The sequence below is a fragment of the Carnobacterium jeotgali MS3 genome (genome assembly GCF_000745125.1).
GTDB lineage: Bacteria > Bacillota > Bacilli > Lactobacillales > Carnobacteriaceae > Carnobacterium_B > Carnobacterium_B jeotgali.
The window spans coordinates 273,389-292,880 of record NZ_JQNF01000010.1 but is presented as its reverse complement, the minus strand read 5'-3'; the positions used below and the strand labels follow the sequence as shown (position 1 = coordinate 292,880).

Here is a 19,492-nt window from a genome sequence, read left to right as displayed (position 1 = left end):
AATGATAAATTCAATTAAAATGACCGACTCCATATGGAATCGGTCATCAGAAGGCTAATTTTTTCTTTTTGTCTTAATAATACTTTGGTAGAGAGAAGAAAAAGCTGCAAATAGAATACCGGTTATGGGAAAGATGATCCAAGCAGTTCCCCAAGCATCGTAGACAAAACCTGCGATTAAATAAATAGCTGTAGCTAATGGGAAAACGACTCCGGCAATAGTATCAATTAATTTGCTGGCAATGACTTTCTCAGGTGTGTAATCTCCGAGTGAAAGAAGTTTTTCATAAGTGGAGTATAGAATGCCATAAAAGACAAACAAGAAAACACCAACTGCTATGAAACCTAATAAGAAAATTACGGACCAAGCATTGTCATCACCGAGAAGAACAATTGCCAACAATAAGGAGATAGGAGCTAGGATACAAAGAATTACACCAGAAGCGATGGCTTTTGCAAAACCAGGTTTAAACTCTTTCATTTCTCGATCCAAGTGGGCACGTGTGGCTGAATCAATTAGAACAACCTTTTTGTCAAGATTGTATTGTTCTTCTTTTAACCCAAAAACAATGAAAATACCAACTGCGATAGCAATAAATAAGAACAATGGAATAACCGATAATAAGTCAATTCTATCCATAGTACTTGAAGAATCAGTTACAAGACTAGCAATTTCACGGAATGTCAGCATCATAGCAGGGGAGAGAATACAAAGAGACACACCCGTTGCAATCGCAATTCCAAATTTTGTACGGTGCTGCATAAAGTCCTCAACTTGTGTCTCTGATAGCTGAACAGAATAGTTATCAACTTGTTCTGCATCGCTTTCTAAGTTGTACTCTTCAATGATTTCATCGATATTGCCAAATTCGGATAGAACCGTTCCGATAGCTTCATTCTCACTTATCCCATCTGCTTTCAACTGAAGGTATTTATCTTCCATATTAGTCAGCATATCCTCTTTAAGTTGCTGCATCTCAGAAGTCCGAGGCAAATTAACAAAAACTGATTCGACATAATTCTTAATCGTGTCCATAAATTTCACTCCTCCTCAATGAATTGACTGATGATATTTTTTGTATCCAGCCATTCGCTTACTTTCTCATGATAGGTTTGTCTGCCTAGGTCAGTTATTCGGTAGTAGGTCCGAGGTTTGCCATTGGTTTCAGTACTTGAATATGATTCAATAAGTTCACTTTTTTCTAAACGATTAAAGGCAGAATAGAGAGTCGTTTCTTTCATAATGTATTTTCCATCAGTTAGTACCTTGATCGTATTTGAAATTTGATAGCCGTAAGAGTCTTCTTTCATCAAAATAGACAGTAGAATCAGACTATTAAATCCGCGCATGACATCACTTGATATCACCTCATCACCTCATTTTTTTTACTTCATCTATCGTAGTAATATGAGTATACTTCTTTTACTACGACAGGTAAAGTAATTTGAATTAAAAAAGCAAATATCTTGAAAAAATTAAAAAGTTATATAATTTTCTTGTTTTTCTAGTGCGAAAAGCAGATAAAAAAATGGCCTCAGTTTCCTTTTTGATTCAGGAAAGTGAGGCCATTCTTTTTGTTTCTAGATAAATTATACTCGGGGTGTCTGATTTCGTCCGAAGACAAAACCTAAAGCTGCAATCACTAAACCAACTAAGATAATTAACGTTCCGATAATTGGATCACCTGATTTTACAGGACCAAAGTAACCAAATACTATAATAATGATACCAATTACTAATAAAATCTTACCTATACTATTGAACATAATATCTACCTCCAATACAGTCTTTGATTTAATGAGTATAGCAAAAAATAGCGAAAGAAAATACTAATAGGGTTAGTAAACAAGTTAGTAAAAAAAAATTAAAAAAAGTTGTAGCACTCTCTTGACAAGAGTGCTAAGTGGTATTATATTATACGTGAGCAAGGGATATACCTGCTCAAAAGGTTAAAAAAATTTTAGAAAGAGGGAGAGATTTATGAGTAATTTATTTCCAGTAGGACGTGATTTCATGAATTTTGGCAAGAACTTTTTCGAGGATCCATTTGACCATTTACTAGCGCACACGGCTAATTTTAATGTAGATATTCGTGAAGAAGAGAACGCATATATTGTAGAAGCTGATTTGCCAGGTATGCCTAAAGATAGTATTCAGTTAAAATACGAAGATAATGTATTGTCAATTGGGGCAACTCAAGAAGAGAAGAAAGATGAAAAGGACGAAGAAGGCAACTACATCCGTAGAGAGCGCTCAACTAAATCTTTCAGTCGCCAATTTTTATTGAAAAACGTCAACGAAGAAACAATCTCAGCAGCATTTGATAATGGTGTTCTAACTGTAACATTGCCTAAGAAAAATTCTGAAGGCACGACACCTAAACAAATTGAGATTAAATAAAAAAACGAAACAAAAGAAGGTGTTGAGCAGATCAACACCTTCTTTTTAATTTATCGTCTATCAGTTCTTTTCAGTTAAGTAATCTATAGCTGCTTGAAGAATTTTTTGATCGTTTTCATAAGTGATTTGGGCTAATGCATCTGAAAAGCTTAACCAAGTACTGGCTAATACTTCCTCGTCTTGTTTAAGAATAGTCTGCTCATTGGCATACGCAATAAAATAAACTACTTCTTTCTCTGTGCCTTTATAAGGAGAGTAACGAACGACATGTCTGAATTGAGTATCTAATTCAACGCTTAAATGAGTCTCTTCCATAATTTCTCTTAAAGCTGTTTCTTCTTCTGTTTCATTGCCTTCTACATGACCTTTGGGAAAAGCCCAGTGTCCGCCGTTTTGGTGTTTGATTAGTACTACTTTAGGATTCTCTATATCTTTTGTGACAATCACAGCGCCACATGATTTTTCTTGGTTCATTGCTATTCCTCCAGTAAGATAAAGTCTTTTGATTAGTATACCAAAAGTAATGCGAAAAGGTGAGAGACGACGTTTTTTACAAATTGTAAGTGAAATATATTGAAAAAAGTCTGACATTCTTTTACCATTAGAGTATACTAAAAAAAATAAATGAAAAAAGTAGGAGAAAAGTTATGAAACCAAAATACAATCCACTATTTGAACCATTTACATTTGCATCAGGAGCTAAAATTGATAATCGTTTATTTATGGCACCAATGACGACGAATTCCTCTTTTGAAAATGGGATGGTCACACTTGAAGAGAAAAATTATTATAAAAGACGTGTTGCAGGACTTGGAGCTGTTGTGACATCTTGTGCCCAAGTAATGGAAAACGGCCGTTTCGCTGGCTCACTAAGTGCAGCATCGGATAACCGAATTGAAAGTCTTTCAAAATTGGCAAAAACGATTCAACATGAAGGTCCGAAAGCTATTTTACAAATTTTCCATGTAGGAAGACTTGGATCAAAACGGACTTTACGAGGCGAACAACCGGTTAGTGCAAGTGCGATTCCACTGGATAGTGAAGGAGCAGAAGTACCAAGAGCATTATCAGACGCGGAAGTCCGCGAATTAGTTGACGCATTTGGACAAGCGACTAGAAGAGCTATTCAAGCTGGTTTTGATGGGATAGAGTTACATGGAGCAAATAATTACTTGATTCAACAATTTTTCTCACCGCATTCCAATCGTCGAGAAGACCACTGGGGCGGATCACTTGAAAAACGAATGAACTTCCCGTTAGCAGTCGTTCAAGCTGCAAAAGAAGCCATTCAAACCTATGCTGATAAGCCTTTTATCTTCGGATACCGTCTTTCACCTGAAGAAATAAAAGAACCTGGTATTACTATAGAAGATACTTTTCAACTGGTGGCTAAGTTAAAAGAACAAGGTTTAGATTACATTCATGTCTCAACGAATGAGTGGACTCAAGGGTCAGTTCGTGATGCTGTCGTAACGAAACCTGTAGTTCAACGTATCCAAGAACTGGTTGGCAAAGATTTTCCAATTATTGGAGTAGGATCAATTGTTACACCGGATGATGCTTTGGCTGTTCTGGAGACTGGTATACCGCTAGTGGCAATTGGACGAGAATTAGTCGTTGAGCCAGATTGGATCCAAAAAGTAAAATTAGGAAACGAAACAGCTATTCGTAAAAAAATTAAACCGGAATACCGTGAAGATCTCACTTTGCCAGATGCTATGTGGGAGTATATTGAAAGTAGACCAGGTTGGTTCCCGATTGTTCCTTAATAAATAAAATAGCTAGATTAAAAGAACTTTTCACTTAAACGTGAGAAGTTCTTTTTTGTTTAAACACGAACGATGGTGATTACGAAAGTTCTTAACGCTTAATTAGAAATAATTCGCTTTTTAACCTTTACTTAACTTGTATTTGAAGTTATACTATAAAAGTAATAAATATTAACGAAGTATAAAACGTTTATTTAAATTAATGTTCGTATTTAATAGGAGGGTTATTTTGGAAGAGAGAATGAAACGTCCAGCAGGAACAATCGTGTTACCGAAAAAAGAGAAGAGGAAGGCAAAAGTTTCGCCTAAACACGAATCTAATCTTATTTATCAAGTAGATGATAAACCAGGATTTATTTTGATGACACTTTTAGGATTTCAAAATATTCTGACCGCTTTTGGGGGGATTGTTGCAGTTCCATTAGTTATTTCCGGTATGGCAGGGTTTGGGGTTGCAGATACGTCTTATATGATTAGTGCAGCTTTACTAGGTTCAGGCGTTGTTTCCATTATTCAATCTAAAGGGATCGGACCAAAATGGTTTCGAGTAGGAGCTGGTCTTCCAACAATCATGGGAACGGACTTTGGATTTGTCGGTCCAGCAAATGCGGTCATCAATACGATGGGCGGAGGGATTGCCGGTTACATTGGTGGGACAATGATGGGATCCGTTTTAGAGATTATCTTGAGTTATTTTATTAAACCTTTAATGAAGTTTTTTCCTCCTGTTGTCACAGGTACCGTTATTTCACTGATGGGATTAACATTGATGCCTGTTGCGTTCGATTGGGTAGCTGGTGGAGTTGGAGCAGCCAATTACGGTTCGCCACTTAATTTGGCAATTGCTACGATAGTATTTCTACTGATAGTCACACTAAATCATTATGGCAGTGTCAAAATTGGGCCAGCTGCTGTACTCCTTGGAATCGTCGCTGGTTACATAATGTGCATCCCGCTTGGTATGGTTGATTTTAGTCAAGTTGCAGCAGCCAACTGGTTCGCTATGCCCCAACTCTTTAAATATGGTGTCAGTTTTGATTTCAAATTTGCCATTCCATTTATTTCAGGTTATTTAGTAACTGTTATTGAAACGGTTGGTGTAATGCAAACAATCGGAGCTGTAACCGAAACAAAATTGACTGATGAAGACATTGCAAATGGTGTACGTGCTGATGGTGTGGGTTCGTTTATTGGACCAATGATGGGATCAGGTCCCGTAGCTACATTCAGCCAAAATGCTGGGTTGATTCCTTTGACACGTAATGCTTCACGCTCAGTAGCAATTACGGCTGGAGTTCTTTTAATGGCAATGAGTTTCTTGCCGAAATTTGCGACACTTGTTTCAATCATGCCCATGGCTGTACTTGGTGGAGCAGGAGTATTGATGTTCGGAAATGTAGCGGCATCTGGTGTGAAATCATTGTCACGAGTGAATTTTGACAACCGCAATTTAATCATTGTAGCCGCTGGATTAGGTATTGGATTAGGTGTGGCTTTCCGACCTGAAGTCGTTGCTGGATTGCCAGGAATACTTGGCGGATTATTCTCATCGGGTATTTCGGCTGGAACAATCGTTGCCTTAGTATTAAATATTATTTTGAAAGAAAAACCAGCAATGGAAAAAGAGTTGGAAAATAGTTAAAAATAGAATATCTTTGCTTAAAAGCTGTTCGGAAACGAATGGCTTTTTTTGCGTTCAAACTTACTGCTCGCTTTCTCATGGGACCAAATTTAATTCTCGCTGTAGTAAGTCATATGCCGAGATAGCTGACTTTGATAATTCTTTTTTAAGATGATTCGAATGTGTTGCCTTGAGTAAATTTCGCCACACCATTGATAAATTCGAGTTGTCGTTAGCATTAAATCCGGAAATAACACCTTGAATTCTTTAATACTACGTTCGATTGCTTGTCTGTTAGTTTCTTTGTATCCACAAGCAGTACAAAAGTAATTTTGTCTAGTTGTTGTATACCTTATTGAAAAACAAATAGGGCATATAATGCCTTTTTTCAAATGGTCAAAGATATAAATCGGTAAATTATCGGGACGATAATTTTCATTATGGAATTCTTTGAGTTTGTTCGCAAGTTCCAACTGTTCGTGTTTTAGTGAAATATCTTGAGAAGGTAGATTGTTAAGATGCTTAGATAATTGATTAGAGAATACGAAAAGTTTATTTGGAAAGAGTGAGTAAAGTTGAAAATCTGGATTAATGAAAACAATAACCGAATGTATGGTCAGCCGGTATCCTAAACGAAGCATCACGTTATGAAGATAAGTTGCACTTCTGTCAATCTGTCTTAAGGGATTAAGAATTTTGTACCCCGATTCCGCGAAAAAGGAATCTTCTTTATAAAAGTATGTTCCTGTATAATTTTTCACTTCATACACATAGACAGAATCATTGGTAATAAGAAGCGAATCGATTTGAAAAACCGTATCTCTATAGGTTAGAACGAGATCATTTAATATAATCCCAAAAGGGTGAGTTTGAGTCATGTGAAAATCAAACTGTTTCTCACCTGCAAAACCTTTTACTTGATTTTCATACTTCTTTTTTTCTTCATCTGGCAAATTCATTCGAGCATTCAAAGACTCTAGTACGCGGTGAGTAACTGATTTTGTTCGTTCTTTTAGTAGAATCATTTTTATGAGCTCCTTAATAGTGTTTTGTCTCTTAATAATATAAGCAAAATCACCTAGAATTAGTTAAAAAAGAGCCAACTAGAGAAGAAAAAGGTTATTTAGTAAGATTGTTTGGTTTTTTGATGAAAGTAGTCGGCTGCATGATAGAGTGAAGCGGAAAAGTTGACTCACTGTAACATGCGAACACCTTACACGTTACAGTGAAACAAAAACAGCAGATCACTGTAACGTCAACAAGCCCTGCATGTTACAGTGAACCCAGAAAGTGTCCTCACTTGTTCAAGGGATCCAACTATAGAAGGAAAATTACCCAAAATCATTATTAAAAGAGCCAACTAGAGAATGAAAAGGGTGTTTAGTAAGGTTTTTTGTTTTGAGTAATTGGCTGCATGATAGAGTGGAGCGGGAAAGTTGCCTCACTGTAACATGCAACCGGCTCGCACGTTACAGTGAAGCAAGAAAAGCGATTCACTGTAACGTCCAAAAGCTCTGCACGATACAGTGAACCCCAAAAAGAGTTTCACTTGTTCATGCAATCTAACTCTAGAAGGAATAGTACCTAAGAGCATCGTTAAAAGAACCGGCTAGAGAGTAAAAAGGGTGTTTAGTAAGGTTGTTTGGTTTGAATAATTGGCTGCATGATAGAGTAGAGCGAGAAAGTTGCCTCACTGTAACGTCCAAAAGCTCTGCATGATACAGTGAACACCAAAAAGAGTTTCACTTGTTCATGCAATCATTCAACAGCGTTACTTTAGTAAAAAATGTTCAAAAATGGTATACTGAAAACGATTTCTTAAATTAAAAGAAAGTGAGCTGATCAGTATGAAAAGACTATTTTTAGGAAAAAGTGAATTATTGGTACCGAATATAGGCTTAGGATGCATGTCAATGGGAAAGCTATCGCCTGAAGAAGCTAGCAAAGTAATTAATAACGCATTAGATTTGGAGATTGATTTTTTTGATTTAGCAGATATTTACGGCGGAGGAAAAGCTGAAGAAACGTTTGGGAAAGTAATCGAAATGGATCCTTCTATACGAGAAAGAATGCTGATTCAATCTAAAGCGGGCATTCGAAAAGGAAGCTATGACTTTTCAAAAGAGCATTTATTAACGAGTGTAGATGGCATTCTTAAACGTTTGCAAACAGATTACTTGGATGTATTGCTGTTGCACCGTCCAGATGCATTGGTTGAACCTGAGATCGTCGCTGAAGTTTTTGATGAATTAGAAAAGAGCGGCAAAGTGCGTAACTTTGGTGTCAGCAATCACAATCCTAATCAAATCGAATTGTTGAAAAGATATGTTAAACAACCACTGATTGTGAACCAAATGCAATTTAGTGTTATGCATACTGGAATGGTGGATGCAGGCATTAATGTGAATACGAAGTTTGATGGCGGCATAAATCGAGACGGTGAAATCTTAGATTACAGTCGATTAGAAGACATCACGTTGCAAGCATGGTCACCGATTAAAAGTGGTGGAGATATTTTTGTGGATAATGAAAATTATCCTGAAGTAAACGCTAAGTTGAAAGAAATTGGAGAGCGTTACGGGTTGTCTAATTCTGCTGTGGCTATTGCATGGATCTTACGCCATCCAGCCAATATACAAGCCATTGTTGGGACTATGACACCAGAGCGATTAACGGATTATGCTAAAGCTTCTGAAGTCCGAATCACTCATGATGAATGGTATGAGATTTATCGGGCTGCTGGAAATAAATTACCATAAAAAAGATAGAATAAAGAAAAAGTATTCATTTGATTAAAATCAAATGGATACTTTTTTCTGTCGCTTTAAATAGCGGGTGATAAAGTTAAGAACAAATGAAAAAATAAAATTAATGACTTAAGAAAGAACTAATTAGACCGATATGCTATTTAGTAAACGTTTAAATAAAAGTACGGATGAGAACTTCAATCAAACACCTGTCGGGATATGAAAAGTGTTTTTAAAGAAGTTTTACATAAGGAGGAATCGTTGGTGAAGAGCATACGCAAAAAGAAAAATGGTCGAAAAAAAAGTATAAGATTAGTTATTATTCCTACATTGATAGCCATGATTACTGTACCAATTATCATTGTTTTAGTTATGAATTATTACAGCACGCAAAATTTGTTATCCCAACGAATTGAGCAAAACGAAAAACATTTGGCAACTCAATTTACAACACAACTGGACTGGATCGGTTTAGAATTAGAAAATACAATTAATTCTTTAGCAGAAAAGCCAGATTTTCAAGAAAGAGCTGACGAAGAAAGTGTGCGAGCAGCTATTCAAGAAGAGATGCAATTTGTTAAGACCAATAGTATGTACATAGGAAATGCTTATTATGCTCCCGAAGATCAGGCATTATTGGGAACAATCGAGAATGTAGCAACGGACTTTGATGCAAGTGCGACAACTTGGTACCAAAGAGCAGTCAAACGTAATGGTGCCATGATTTGGAGTGAGCCTTACCGTGATGCTACAACCGGAGCTATGGCGATGACAATTTCTAGAGCAATCATTGTTGATGACGTGTTTTACGGCGTTTTAGGGATTGATTTAGATCTTGAAAGAATGAATACTTATTTAACATCAGTTCAAAATGGAAATACCGGTCACTTCTTTGTGCTTTCTGAAACGGGTGACTATTTGATGGCCAATGATCCTAAGAAAATTGGCACAAATATCGGTGACAGTAAGTTGGTGAAAGAAGCAACTGATCAAACAGGCTACATTCACGATAAGCAAAAAATCGGCAGTTATTATGCTAAAGTAAGCCGTTTAGGAATGACTGTTTATGGAGTCGTTGGCGAAGATGAAATGGCTAATGAGGTTAATGCTACGAATAAGGCGGCACTTACTGGTTTAGCAATTGGTCTTCTCATTGCCATACTAAGTGCAATCATAGCTTCAAGATATATTATGACGATTGCCCAAGCGTTGACTAAAGCATTTAGTAAAGTTGAAGCTGGAGACTTGACGACAGAAATTACGAGTGAAGATTTTAATATTTTACCAAATAAACCTTACTTTAAAGCACTGAAGAGACGAAAAATGGTTAATGAAAATAGTGATGAAATTGGACGAATCGGATTTGCATTTAATAATATGATGCACCAATTCAGACAAATGGTTGGAGGGATTCAGCAAAAGAGTAATCATTTGATGAATATGACACAAACGCTAAATGATATTTCTAAACAAACAACTTCAGCAACCGAAGAAGTATCTGAGACGATTACTGGAATTGCTCAAGCAACAAGTATTCAAACGAAAGATACGGAAGACACTGTTGGTAAAATGGAAGAGTTATCTAAAACCGTTGGCGAAATTGATCAAAATATTCAAAAAATGGGCCAACATACGGATGATACAACAATTGCCAATGGGAAAAACAACCAAATGATGGCAGATGTCCAAGGAAATTGGACAAAAACAATCAACACAATGGACAAATTAGGTGAAAGTATCCATGCAGTAAATGAAGATATCCAAAATATTGAGAAAATTGTTAAAGTGATTGATGGAATTTCTGATCAGACCAATTTATTAGCTCTAAATGCTTCTATTGAAGCTGCTCGTGCAGGTGAAAGCGGCCGAGGATTCGCAGTGGTTGCCAATGAAATTAGAAAACTTGCTGAGAAAAGTGACGCATCAACAAAAGATATCGCGGCTATTATCAAAAACATTCAAGAGAAATCTAATGAAATGGTTAGCAAAGTGGAGCAATCACATTCAGAAAGTGAAATCCAAACGAAAACGATTGATGAAGCCATCGATTCATCGAATAAAGTGACAGATCAAATGGATAAACTAGTTGAAAGTATCTTAAATGTTGCTAGTTTAGGTTTTGTTATTTCAGCTAAGAAAGATGAAACATTAGTAGCCATTGAAAACATTGCTGCATCAGCGGAAGAAAATTCTGCAGGAACTCAAGAAGTGTCAGCAAACGCAGAAGAGATTTTGGCAACGATGGAAGAATTTTCATCAAGTATTTCTAAACTAGAAACGATTGCAAATGAATTAAAAGAAGAAACAGATCAATTTAAACTAAACTAAACTATTCATACAAAAGATACGTGCAGTCTAAAAAGAGTGCACGTATCTAATAAATAGAGAACTTGGAGGAATAGGATAATGGAAAAGTTTGTTATTTTTAGTAGCGGAGGTCAAAGCTTTGCCATTCCAATCGAAGTAACCGAAAAAATCATACATGTTGAAGGACTAACTAGAATTCCAGATACATCTGATTATGTGTTAGGGGCGATAGAGTACGATGATGGAATTCTACCAATCATTGATTTAAGCGAACGATTCTTTCAACGTAAAACGGAAGTGACTTCTGATACTAAAGTGATTGCTATAAAATGGCAAGAGAAAAAAATTGGATTAGCTGTCGATAAAGTAACCAATATTCGTTCATTTGAAAGTAAAGACCGCGAAGTGTCAGAAAACGCCAATCAAGAAGCAGCTAGTTATGTCATGGCTTTTATCCGAACAGAAGAAGGCATCATTTTACAATTAGATGTAGACAGTATTTTTTCGGAAGATGGCGAACGAGAATTAGTGTCATTGATTAATCGATAAAAATGGGTAGATTAGAGGAATGGTGAAACGGTATGTCAGATGAATTAAGAGTTGGAATCTCAGATTATAAAGTAGCACAGCAGCCTGATTCCTTGATAACAGTAGGATTGGGTTCGTGTGTGGGGATTGCTTTATATGATCCTAAAACAAAAATTGGCGGATTAAGCCATATCATGCTGCCTGACAGCAGTGCGTTTAAAGATACCAATAAAGTTGAAAAATTCGCTGATTTAGCTGTTCCTCATATGGTCTCTGAAATAAATAAATTAACAAACAACAATCCGTTAATCGCAAAAATTGCAGGCGGAGCAAGTATGTTTCAATTTTCTAAAGATCTTCCGCATGGAAGTATCGGAGATCGAAATATCCTTGCCGTTGAAAAAGTATTGCAACAACTAGGCATTCCTTTACTAGCCGCTCATACTGGAGGGAATATGGGCCGAACGATGATCATTGATTTGGCCACCTTTACGGTAACTGTTCGAATGGTGAATAGAGAAATAATTGTGCTGTAAAAAGGGATAGGAGAGTATCAAATAGTGAACATAAAAGTATTGGTTGTAGATGATTCTCCTTTTATGAGAAAGATTATTACTGAAACAATAGCAAGTATTGATGGATTAGAAGTTATTGGTACGGCTAGAAATGGTCGAGATGCACTAAAGGTAATTCCGTTACTTCAACCAGATGTCATCACTTTAGACATTGAAATGCCGGGATTAAATGGATTAGAAACCCTTGAGATTATAAAAAAAGAACATGATGTACCGGTTATTATGATGAGTTCATTTAGTGGAGAAGACAATACGATTGCTGCACTGGATTTAGGAGCAATGGACTTTATTGAAAAACCACACGATATCAGAAATCAATCGGATTTATTTAAAAATGAAGTAGCAGATAAAATCATGCCTTTGTTTGAACAGAAGAGAACAGAGCTGCCAACCGAAAAATCAGCATTACAGAAAAATGAATTGGAAAATAAACTGCCTAAAAAAATAAAAGCCATCGCAATTGGCGCTTCTACAGGTGGACCTAAGGCATTATTTTCAATCATACGCTCGTTGCCGGAGAACTTAAACTTTCCCATTTTTATCGTTCAACACATGCCTAAAGGATTTACGACATCATTTTCGAAGCGATTGGATAAAGAATCAACTGCAACAGTCGTTGAAGCTGAAGACGGTATGGCAATAAGAGGTGGGGTTGTGTATGTTGCGCCAGGCGGGTACCACATGCTAATTGAAAATAACTGCATTAAATTAAATGAAGCAGATAAAATCCATGGTGTGAGACCAGCAGTAGATTATATGTTTGAAACGGCTGCTGAATCTTATGGCAGCGAATTGGCTAGTTTTATTTTAACGGGCATGGGGCAAGATGGCGCTCGTGGATTAGCTAAAATCAAAGAAACAGGCGGATATACAGTGGCGCAAAACCGTGAGACGTCTATTGTATACGGTATGCCAGGTCATGCAGTGCAAAAAGGTGTTATTGATAAAATTGCAAGTTTGAATGAAATATCAGAATTGATCAATTGGATGATAAGGATGCGAAGCTAATGTTGAATTTCGAATTTTTTTACGCTTGGACAAAAGAACATTTAAATATCAATCTAGAAGGATACAAAGAAAAACAGCTTCAAAGACGAATTGGAACAATCATGAAAAATACGGGTGCTGCAACACTAGAAGAGTATGCCATCAAAATACAAGCAGACCCAATCGTCAAAAAGAACTTTTTGAATTACATCACTATCAATGTCACGGACTTTTTCCGAAACAGAGAAGTATTTGATGAATTTGAAGAGTTGATGGTTTCGTATCTTGAACCGCGGTTTGGCTCGTTAAAAGTTTGGAGTGCGGCTTGTTCTACCGGAGCAGAAGCCTATTCACTGGCAATGATCATGGACAAACATAAGATCGCGCAATCAGAAAAAATAACAGCTACCGATATTGATGAAACGATATTAGCACGTGCAAAACTGGGGACATTTTCTAATATAGAAATCAAAAATGTTGATGAAGAAAACCGTGAAAAGTACTTCACACATGATGAAAATACCTATTATTTGTCAAACCAAATTAAAAACAAAGTCGCTTTTAAAAAACATGATTTGATTGGAGACCGCTTTGGAAAAGACTATAATGTCATTGTCTGCCGAAATGTGACCATTTATTTCAAAAACGAAGTGAAAGAAGAGTTGTACCAAAAATTCAGTAATGCTCTTGTTCCAGGTGGTTTGTTTTTCACAGGAGCAACAGAAACAATTTATAGCCCAGAGAAATATGGCTTAGTAAAACGTGCATCGTTCATTTATGAAAAACTGTAACAACTAAATTACGAGAACGGATGAAAGGGAGGGATACTATGGACGAAAATAGCAAATACCTCGATTTATTTTTTGAAGAAACAGATGAACATTTGCAAAGTTTGAATGAACAAGTGCTTGAATTAGAGAACAATCCAGAAGATTCTAGTATTGTAGACGTGATGTTTCGATCAGCTCATACCATCAAAGGAATGGCTGCGACAATGGGCTACGATACAATGGCTAAATTAACCCATAAAATGGAAAACGTATTTGATTTGTTAAAACAAAAAATCATTCCAGCTGATGCAACATCTATCGCCTTAATCTTTGACTGCTTAGATACATTATCCGACTTAGTGGAAGATTTGAGAGAAGAAAATGATGCAGAACGTGATATTACTAACCTTGTTCAACGGTTGGATCATGTATCATCTGGCAAAAGTGCGCTAGTAGAAGCTGTAACAGTTGAACAAGAGACCGGTTCATTGCTTAATTTATCTTTAGAAAAAGTGGAAGATTCCGACTTAATGATTATTGAAGCAGCTAAAGAAGATGGCTACAATGCTTACGTTTTGGCTATTCGTATTGACGAAGACAGTTCAATGAAAAACGCGCGCGTGTACCTTGTTATGAGTAAGTTGGAACAGCACGGAGATGTTTTGTATTCTGAACCAGGTACAGAAGCGCTTGAAAATGATGATTTCGGCACTATTTTTAAACTCATCTATGTGAGCAAATTAGACGAGGAAACTGTCTTAAACTTAGCATTGGATAATAGTGAAATTACGGAAGTTTTGATCCAAACGATTCAACAACCAGATGACTTACTCGTGCAACAAGCAGAAAAAAGTCAAACGGAACCTCAAGCAAAACAAGTTGAAGCAACTCAAGCAACAGCTAAAGCACCTGGCAAAGCGAAAGCGCAAAATCATGCGATGAATCAATCCATTCGAGTCGATATTGGGAAATTAGATTCCTTTATGAATTTGGTATCTGAATTGGTTATCTACCGCACACGATTAGAAGATTTAAGCGACCAGTTATTGGTATCTGAAATGAAAGAGCCGCTTGAACATGTGGCAAGGATCAGTTCAGAATTGCAAGAATTGGTACTGAAAATCAGAATGCAACCGGTCAGCACCGTGATGACTCGTTTCCCTCGCATGATCCGTGACTTAGGGAATGATTTAGGAAAAGAGTTTAACTTAGTAATTGAAGGCGAAGATACTGAGTTAGACCGTACCGTGGTTTCTGAATTAAGCGAACCCTTAGTCCATTTGCTGCGAAATTCAGCAGATCATGGAGTCGAAATGCCGGAAGAACGTTTGAGATTAGGCAAAAATCCAAAAGGTCTAATTAAAATAACCGCTTATCAAGAAGGTAACCGAGTTGTATTGACGTTGACTGATGATGGTAAAGGAGTAAACCCAGTCGTAATTAAAGCAAGTGCTGAACGAAAAGGCATTTCAACTGAAGGAATGAGCGACAAAGAAATTCAGCAATTGATCTTCCACCCAGGATTCTCAACAGCACAAGAAGTCACGAGTATTTCTGGTCGCGGTGTGGGAATGGATGCCGTTAAGCAAAAAATCACGGAACTAGGTGGAACCGTTGAATTGGAAAGTATTGTCGGCAAAGGAACAGTCTTTAAAATTAACTTGCCGTTAACCTTGTCCATCATTCAATCGTTGCTTGTAAAAGTTGGTCAAGCTACTTTTGCGATTCCTTTAGGGATTATTAAAACAATCGTTAAGGTGAAAGAAGAAGACATCATTCGCGTACACAACCGTGAAGTGTACAAATATGAAGGACTAGCTGTTCCAGTGGTTCGATTGCACAAAGCGTTAGATGTGGCAGTAACAGAAGAATCCAATCTGCATTTGGTCTTGGTCAAACAAGGAGACAACTACAATGCTTTGGCAGTAGATGACTTGGTTCGACAACAAGAAATCGTGATTAAAAAACTAGGACAAGAATTAAATATGTTGAAAAATTACTTAGGAGCAACTATTCTAGGAGATGGTAGCATTGTCTTGATTTTAGATGCGTCAGCCATTTGCAATGAAAGCATTGGTGAGTATAGTGAAATCTAATTATTCAGCAACCGAATTAGACGTCTTAAAAGAAGTTATTAATATCGGCGGTGGACATGCGGCAACAAGCTTGTCTCAATTGATTGATAAACCAGTCCATATGACTGTTCCGGTTATTGAAATGATGGATTATGCAGCTGTTTTTGAGCAAATTATGCCTGAAGAAACAGTCATAAAAGCTATCATTGTTAGAATGATGGGTGATGCAGAGGGTGTGTTTTTGTTTACGGTAGATCAACAGTTTTCAAAAGATTTAGTAGCCATGATGTTGCCTAAAAACACCCCTTATTCAGAAGCTATGGCTGATTCTGCTTTGCAAGAATTAGTAAACATATTAGTCAATTCATTTTTAAATGCGGTCATGAAACTAATAGACCGAAACTTAATCACTTCGGTGCCTATTATGATTGAAGATATGTTTGGGGCAATTATGAGCAGTGCGTATATGGAACAAAGCCAGTACGATGACAGCATCATGATTATAAAAAATGAGTTCTATTATTTAGGAGATCGATTAGAATCTTCATTGTATTTCATCCCAAAACCAGGGATAATAGAAAAGATGTTAACAGCACTAACAGTTTGAGAGGAGAAAAACAAATGACAAAAAATGTAATGATCGTAGACGACGCCGCTTTTATGAGGATGAAACTGAAAGACATCTTAGAAAAAAACGGGTACACAGTAGTAGCAGAAGCACAAAATGGGCTAGAAGCTGTTGAGAAGTACAAAGCTGAAAAACCTAACTTAGTAACGATGGATATTACGATGCCAGAAATGGACGGGGTAGAAGCATTAAAAGAAATTAAAGCTTTTGATCCAGCAGCACGCGTAGTTATGTGTAGTGCTATGGGACAACAAGGAATGGTTATGGATGCAATTCGTTCTGGAGCAGTCGATTTTATCGTAAAACCATTCGATAGTGATCGTGTAATTAAAGCTTTAGACAAAGCAAGTCTGTAAAGGTGACAAAAATATGCAGATGATTATTTTTACGTTAAATAAAAATTACTATGCCTTTTCTTCTGAAAATGTTGAAGAGATAACAAATAAAATGCCTTGGACCCCAGTCCCTCAATCTCCTGCTTGGGTTCAAGGGCTCGTTAACTTGCGTGGAAATGTGATATCTTTGATAAATTTTTATAAATTGCTTTCTCCAACGGATGAAACAAAAGAATTATGGTACAATAATATTATTATTGTGAAAAATAATGAGGAAAAAATAGCATTCATGGTAGATGAAGTGGCTTGGGTCTTGGATATAGAACCAGACACCATTCAACAGTTGGACAATAAAATGGATGATTTAGTGTCTAGTGTATTCCAAGTTAAAGACCAAATAGTGAGTGTCATCAACATGGAGAAACTATTTTTATAAAAATGAGGGATAAATAGTGAAGCAAGTTCTATCGCAACAAGAAATCGACTCGTTATTGCAAGCAGTAGAAAGTGGCGAAATCGATGCTGCAGGTATAGATGAACAGGAGCAAGAAAAAAATAAAGTTAAAAGCTATGACTTTAGACGACCAGCCAGGTTATCAAAAGAATACATAACGACCCTGAATATGATTTTTGAAGAATTTGCTAAAATAATTGGGAATCTATTGTCCACTCAAATTCGGACAAATGTAGATGTAAAGCTTGCCTCAATTGAACAAGTGAGTTTTGATGAGTTTGTCCATTCTGTTCCTCGTTTTACGTTAATGGGATTGTTTCGTTCTGCTCCTTTAGAAGGAACGCAAATTATAGAACTAAACCCGCAACTTTGCTTACAGCTGGTTGATCTATTATGCGGAAGCTCGGAAATTCGTAAAAACGATGAAGTTATGAGTAAAAATAGTTTTACTGATATTGAAATGGCCATTCTAGAAGAGATATTGACGAACTTTAGTCAGTCATTCGAATTGGCGTGGCGTGATGTGGTAGACCTTAAAGTGAAAATAGATTCAACTGAAACAAATCCTCAGATCCTACAAACCATGTCACCCAACGAACCTGTAGTTCTGGTAACACTCACGGTTGAGTTACATGGGGTCAAAACGTTTATTAATGTTTGCGTACCGTACATCTTCTTTGAAGGCATATTAGAAAAGTTAAGTTTACGCAATTGGTTCCATTCTGAAAAGGAAACCGATCATACAGATAGTGGGAAATTAGAAAAAAGTCTGCATTCTGCCCCAGTAAATATGGAAGTACTTTTAGGCGAAACAGTCATGACGTTGGAAAACTTTCTACAATTAGAATTGGGAGACATTATTCCTTTAGATGGTAAAACATCTGATCCGTTAGTCCTATCGGTGGAAGAGCTTCCGCGCTATTTTGTTAAACCGGGACTAAAAGGAAAAAACATGGCAGTTGAAGTATTACAGTATATTGGAGGAGAGACAGACGAATGAGTAGTGAAAAATTAACACAAGAAGAAATTGATGCAATGCTAAACGGCAGTGCAAGTACCCCTGAGCCAACACCAACTGACACCCTTGATCAAACACAAGTAGATATTATTGGAGAAATCGGAAATATCTCAATGTCTCAAGCCGCTACTACTTTGTCTGATATCTTAAATCATCGAGTAACGATTACGACTCCAGTTGTATCAACTTTGAAATTTCAAGAAATCATCGACGCAAGTGTTACACCAAAAGTAGTGACAACTATTGAGTTTAAAAAAGGATTAGAAGGCAGTAATTTATTGATGATGAATGAAAGAGACGCCATCATTATTGCCGACTTAATGATGGATGGCGATGGCAATCCTGAAAATAAAGAATTTACTGAACTTGAATTGAGTGCAGTAGGAGAAGCCATGAATCAAATGATGGGTTCAGCCGCAACAGCAATGGCTACGATGCTAGAACGAATTGTCGATATTTTGCCACCTGACGTTGAAGTATGGAAAGACCAAAATAATGTAACGTATGATCGCATTAGCGGCGACACGATGGTTTGTAAAATTGCTTTTCAAATGACTGTAGGTGACTTTATTGAAAGTGAAATCATGCAAGTTTTCACTCTTGATACAGTAAGAAATATTTCGAAAATCGTATTGGCAGATGAAGGTGAAGTGATTCAAGATCGTCAACTGCCTCAAGCTGAAGAAATGACCGCTCCAATTGCACCGGCAGCTAATCAACCAACGCAAGAGACAGCTGGGAAGATTGGCATTCAAAAGCCTGAGTTCCAAGAACTGACTCATGCAGGCAGTTTGAAAACACCGCGCAATTTGGATCTGATTATGGATGTACCGTTGCAATTTAGCGTTATGCTAGGCGAAAGTAAAAAAACAATCAAAGACATTTTATCACTTGGAACAGGTTCAGTAGTTGAGTTGAACAAAATGACCGATGAACCTTTAGAAATTTATGTAAATGGTAAATTGATCGCTGAAGGAGAAGTTGTCGTGATCAACGAAAGCTTCGGAATTCGTATCACCAACATCTTAAGCAAAGAACAACGCATCAAACATTTAAACTAACGCGTGGAGTGTGGTAAAAAGCGTTTAGACCCGAATCACTGGAGCAAATAAGCGCAGTATGGTCACAGACAATTGAGCATTATTTGGGAAGTGATATCGGGTCTGCTTTTGAGAACACATTCTAGGTCAAAAAGGAAAAAAAGTCAGAACAAATCGTTCTGGCTTTTTTAGTTGTCTGCAATAAAATGACATTTCTTTTGGAATAACAGGTTTGCTT

20 protein-coding genes are annotated in these 19,492 nt (G+C 36.9%); 15 read left to right on the top strand and 5 right to left on the bottom strand.

Translation table 11 applies throughout. The annotated features are described in order from the left end of the window. Positions 1 to 54: 54 nt before the first annotated feature. The 3 genes from BP18_RS08945 to BP18_RS12730 form a co-directional block, all read right to left on the bottom strand. Complete coding sequence (locus tag BP18_RS08945) at positions 55 to 1,035, bottom strand: permease prefix domain 1-containing protein (RefSeq protein ID WP_029276096.1); 981 nt, start codon at positions 1,033 to 1,035, stop codon at positions 55 to 57. A gap of 5 nt (positions 1,036 to 1,040) precedes the next feature. After that, positions 1,041 to 1,367, bottom strand: a complete 327-nt coding sequence (locus tag BP18_RS08940; RefSeq protein WP_007722832.1) for a PadR family transcriptional regulator — start codon at positions 1,365 to 1,367, stop codon at positions 1,041 to 1,043. 222 nt (positions 1,368 to 1,589) lie between these two features. Continuing rightward, positions 1,590 to 1,766, bottom strand: a complete 177-nt coding sequence (locus BP18_RS12730; RefSeq protein ID WP_007722830.1) for a hypothetical protein — start codon at positions 1,764 to 1,766, stop codon at positions 1,590 to 1,592. A gap of 214 nt (positions 1,767 to 1,980) precedes the next feature. On the opposite strand from BP18_RS12730, the gene BP18_RS08935 reads away from it, so the two are divergent. Beyond that, the gene (locus tag BP18_RS08935; protein WP_007722828.1) at positions 1,981 to 2,400 is read left to right on the top strand and encodes an Hsp20/alpha crystallin family protein; all 420 of its coding nucleotides are present in this window, start codon (positions 1,981 to 1,983) and stop codon (positions 2,398 to 2,400) included. A gap of 60 nt (positions 2,401 to 2,460) precedes the next feature. On the opposite strand, the gene BP18_RS08930 is transcribed toward BP18_RS08935, so the two are convergent. Further along, the gene (locus tag BP18_RS08930; RefSeq protein WP_007722826.1) at positions 2,461 to 2,874 is read right to left on the bottom strand and encodes a bis(5'-nucleosyl)-tetraphosphatase; all 414 of its coding nucleotides are present in this window, start codon (positions 2,872 to 2,874) and stop codon (positions 2,461 to 2,463) included. Between the two features lie 173 nt (positions 2,875 to 3,047). On the opposite strand from BP18_RS08930, the gene BP18_RS08925 reads away from it, so the two are divergent. Together BP18_RS08925 and BP18_RS08920 are read left to right on the top strand one after the other, a co-directional pair. Further along, a complete protein-coding gene (locus BP18_RS08925) occupies positions 3,048 to 4,169 on the top strand; it encodes an NADH-dependent flavin oxidoreductase (RefSeq protein ID WP_029276092.1) in 1,122 nt (373 codons plus the stop codon). Between the two features lie 229 nt (positions 4,170 to 4,398). Further along, positions 4,399 to 5,811: a uracil-xanthine permease family protein gene (locus tag BP18_RS08920; protein ID WP_029276090.1), complete on the top strand. Its 1,413-nt coding sequence runs from the start codon at positions 4,399 to 4,401 to the stop codon at positions 5,809 to 5,811. 89 nt (positions 5,812 to 5,900) lie between these two features. Here the strand turns inward: BP18_RS08920 and BP18_RS08915 are convergent, their stop codons facing one another. After that, positions 5,901 to 6,815 (bottom strand): nuclease-related domain-containing protein, encoded by a 915-nt coding sequence (locus tag BP18_RS08915; protein ID WP_029276088.1) that lies wholly within the window; start codon positions 6,813 to 6,815, stop codon positions 5,901 to 5,903. Positions 6,816 to 7,637: 822 nt separating this feature from the next. Between BP18_RS08915 and BP18_RS08910 the strand changes: the two genes are divergently transcribed. From BP18_RS08910 to fliY, 12 genes are all read left to right on the top strand, one after another. Further along, positions 7,638 to 8,549: an aldo/keto reductase gene (locus BP18_RS08910; protein ID WP_029276086.1), complete on the top strand. Its 912-nt coding sequence runs from the start codon at positions 7,638 to 7,640 to the stop codon at positions 8,547 to 8,549. A 252-nt stretch (positions 8,550 to 8,801) separates the two neighbouring features. Beyond that, complete coding sequence (locus BP18_RS08905) at positions 8,802 to 10,865, top strand: methyl-accepting chemotaxis protein (RefSeq protein ID WP_029276084.1); 2,064 nt, start codon at positions 8,802 to 8,804, stop codon at positions 10,863 to 10,865. 78 nt (positions 10,866 to 10,943) lie between these two features. Continuing rightward, a complete protein-coding gene (locus BP18_RS08900) occupies positions 10,944 to 11,393 on the top strand; it encodes a chemotaxis protein CheW (RefSeq protein WP_007721215.1) in 450 nt (149 codons plus the stop codon). 32 nt (positions 11,394 to 11,425) lie between these two features. Further along, positions 11,426 to 11,908 carry a chemotaxis protein CheD gene (locus BP18_RS08895; protein ID WP_029276082.1) on the top strand — a complete coding sequence of 161 codons (483 nt, stop codon included), beginning with the start codon at positions 11,426 to 11,428 and terminating at the stop codon, positions 11,906 to 11,908. A 24-nt stretch (positions 11,909 to 11,932) separates the two neighbouring features. Beyond that, the gene (locus tag BP18_RS08890; protein ID WP_051669184.1) at positions 11,933 to 12,955 is read left to right on the top strand and encodes a protein-glutamate methylesterase/protein-glutamine glutaminase; all 1,023 of its coding nucleotides are present in this window, start codon (positions 11,933 to 11,935) and stop codon (positions 12,953 to 12,955) included. Beyond that, the gene (locus BP18_RS08885; protein ID WP_051669183.1) at positions 12,955 to 13,725 is read left to right on the top strand and encodes a CheR family methyltransferase; all 771 of its coding nucleotides are present in this window, start codon (positions 12,955 to 12,957) and stop codon (positions 13,723 to 13,725) included. Before BP18_RS08890 ends, BP18_RS08885 begins: the two co-directional genes overlap by 1 nt. 38 nt (positions 13,726 to 13,763) lie before the next feature. Continuing rightward, the gene (locus BP18_RS08880; RefSeq protein WP_029276076.1) at positions 13,764 to 15,800 is read left to right on the top strand and encodes a chemotaxis protein CheA; all 2,037 of its coding nucleotides are present in this window, start codon (positions 13,764 to 13,766) and stop codon (positions 15,798 to 15,800) included. Further along, positions 15,790 to 16,386, top strand: coding sequence for a chemotaxis protein CheC (locus BP18_RS08875; RefSeq protein ID WP_231549458.1), 597 nt, complete (start codon positions 15,790 to 15,792; stop codon positions 16,384 to 16,386). Before BP18_RS08880 ends, BP18_RS08875 begins: the two co-directional genes overlap by 11 nt. Positions 16,387 to 16,400: 14 nt before the next feature. Further along, positions 16,401 to 16,763, top strand: a complete 363-nt coding sequence (locus BP18_RS08870; protein WP_007721208.1) for a response regulator — start codon at positions 16,401 to 16,403, stop codon at positions 16,761 to 16,763. Positions 16,764 to 16,776: 13 nt separating this feature from the next. After that, positions 16,777 to 17,178 (top strand): chemotaxis protein CheW, encoded by a 402-nt coding sequence (locus BP18_RS08865; protein ID WP_007721206.1) that lies wholly within the window; start codon positions 16,777 to 16,779, stop codon positions 17,176 to 17,178. Between the two features lie 16 nt (positions 17,179 to 17,194). Further along, positions 17,195 to 18,196: a flagellar motor switch protein FliM gene (gene fliM / locus BP18_RS08860; protein ID WP_029276074.1), complete on the top strand. Its 1,002-nt coding sequence runs from the start codon at positions 17,195 to 17,197 to the stop codon at positions 18,194 to 18,196. Continuing rightward, positions 18,193 to 19,275: a flagellar motor switch phosphatase FliY gene (gene fliY, locus BP18_RS08855; protein ID WP_007721202.1), complete on the top strand. Its 1,083-nt coding sequence runs from the start codon at positions 18,193 to 18,195 to the stop codon at positions 19,273 to 19,275. Before fliM ends, fliY begins: the two co-directional genes overlap by 4 nt. Positions 19,276 to 19,492: the final 217 nt, after the last annotated feature.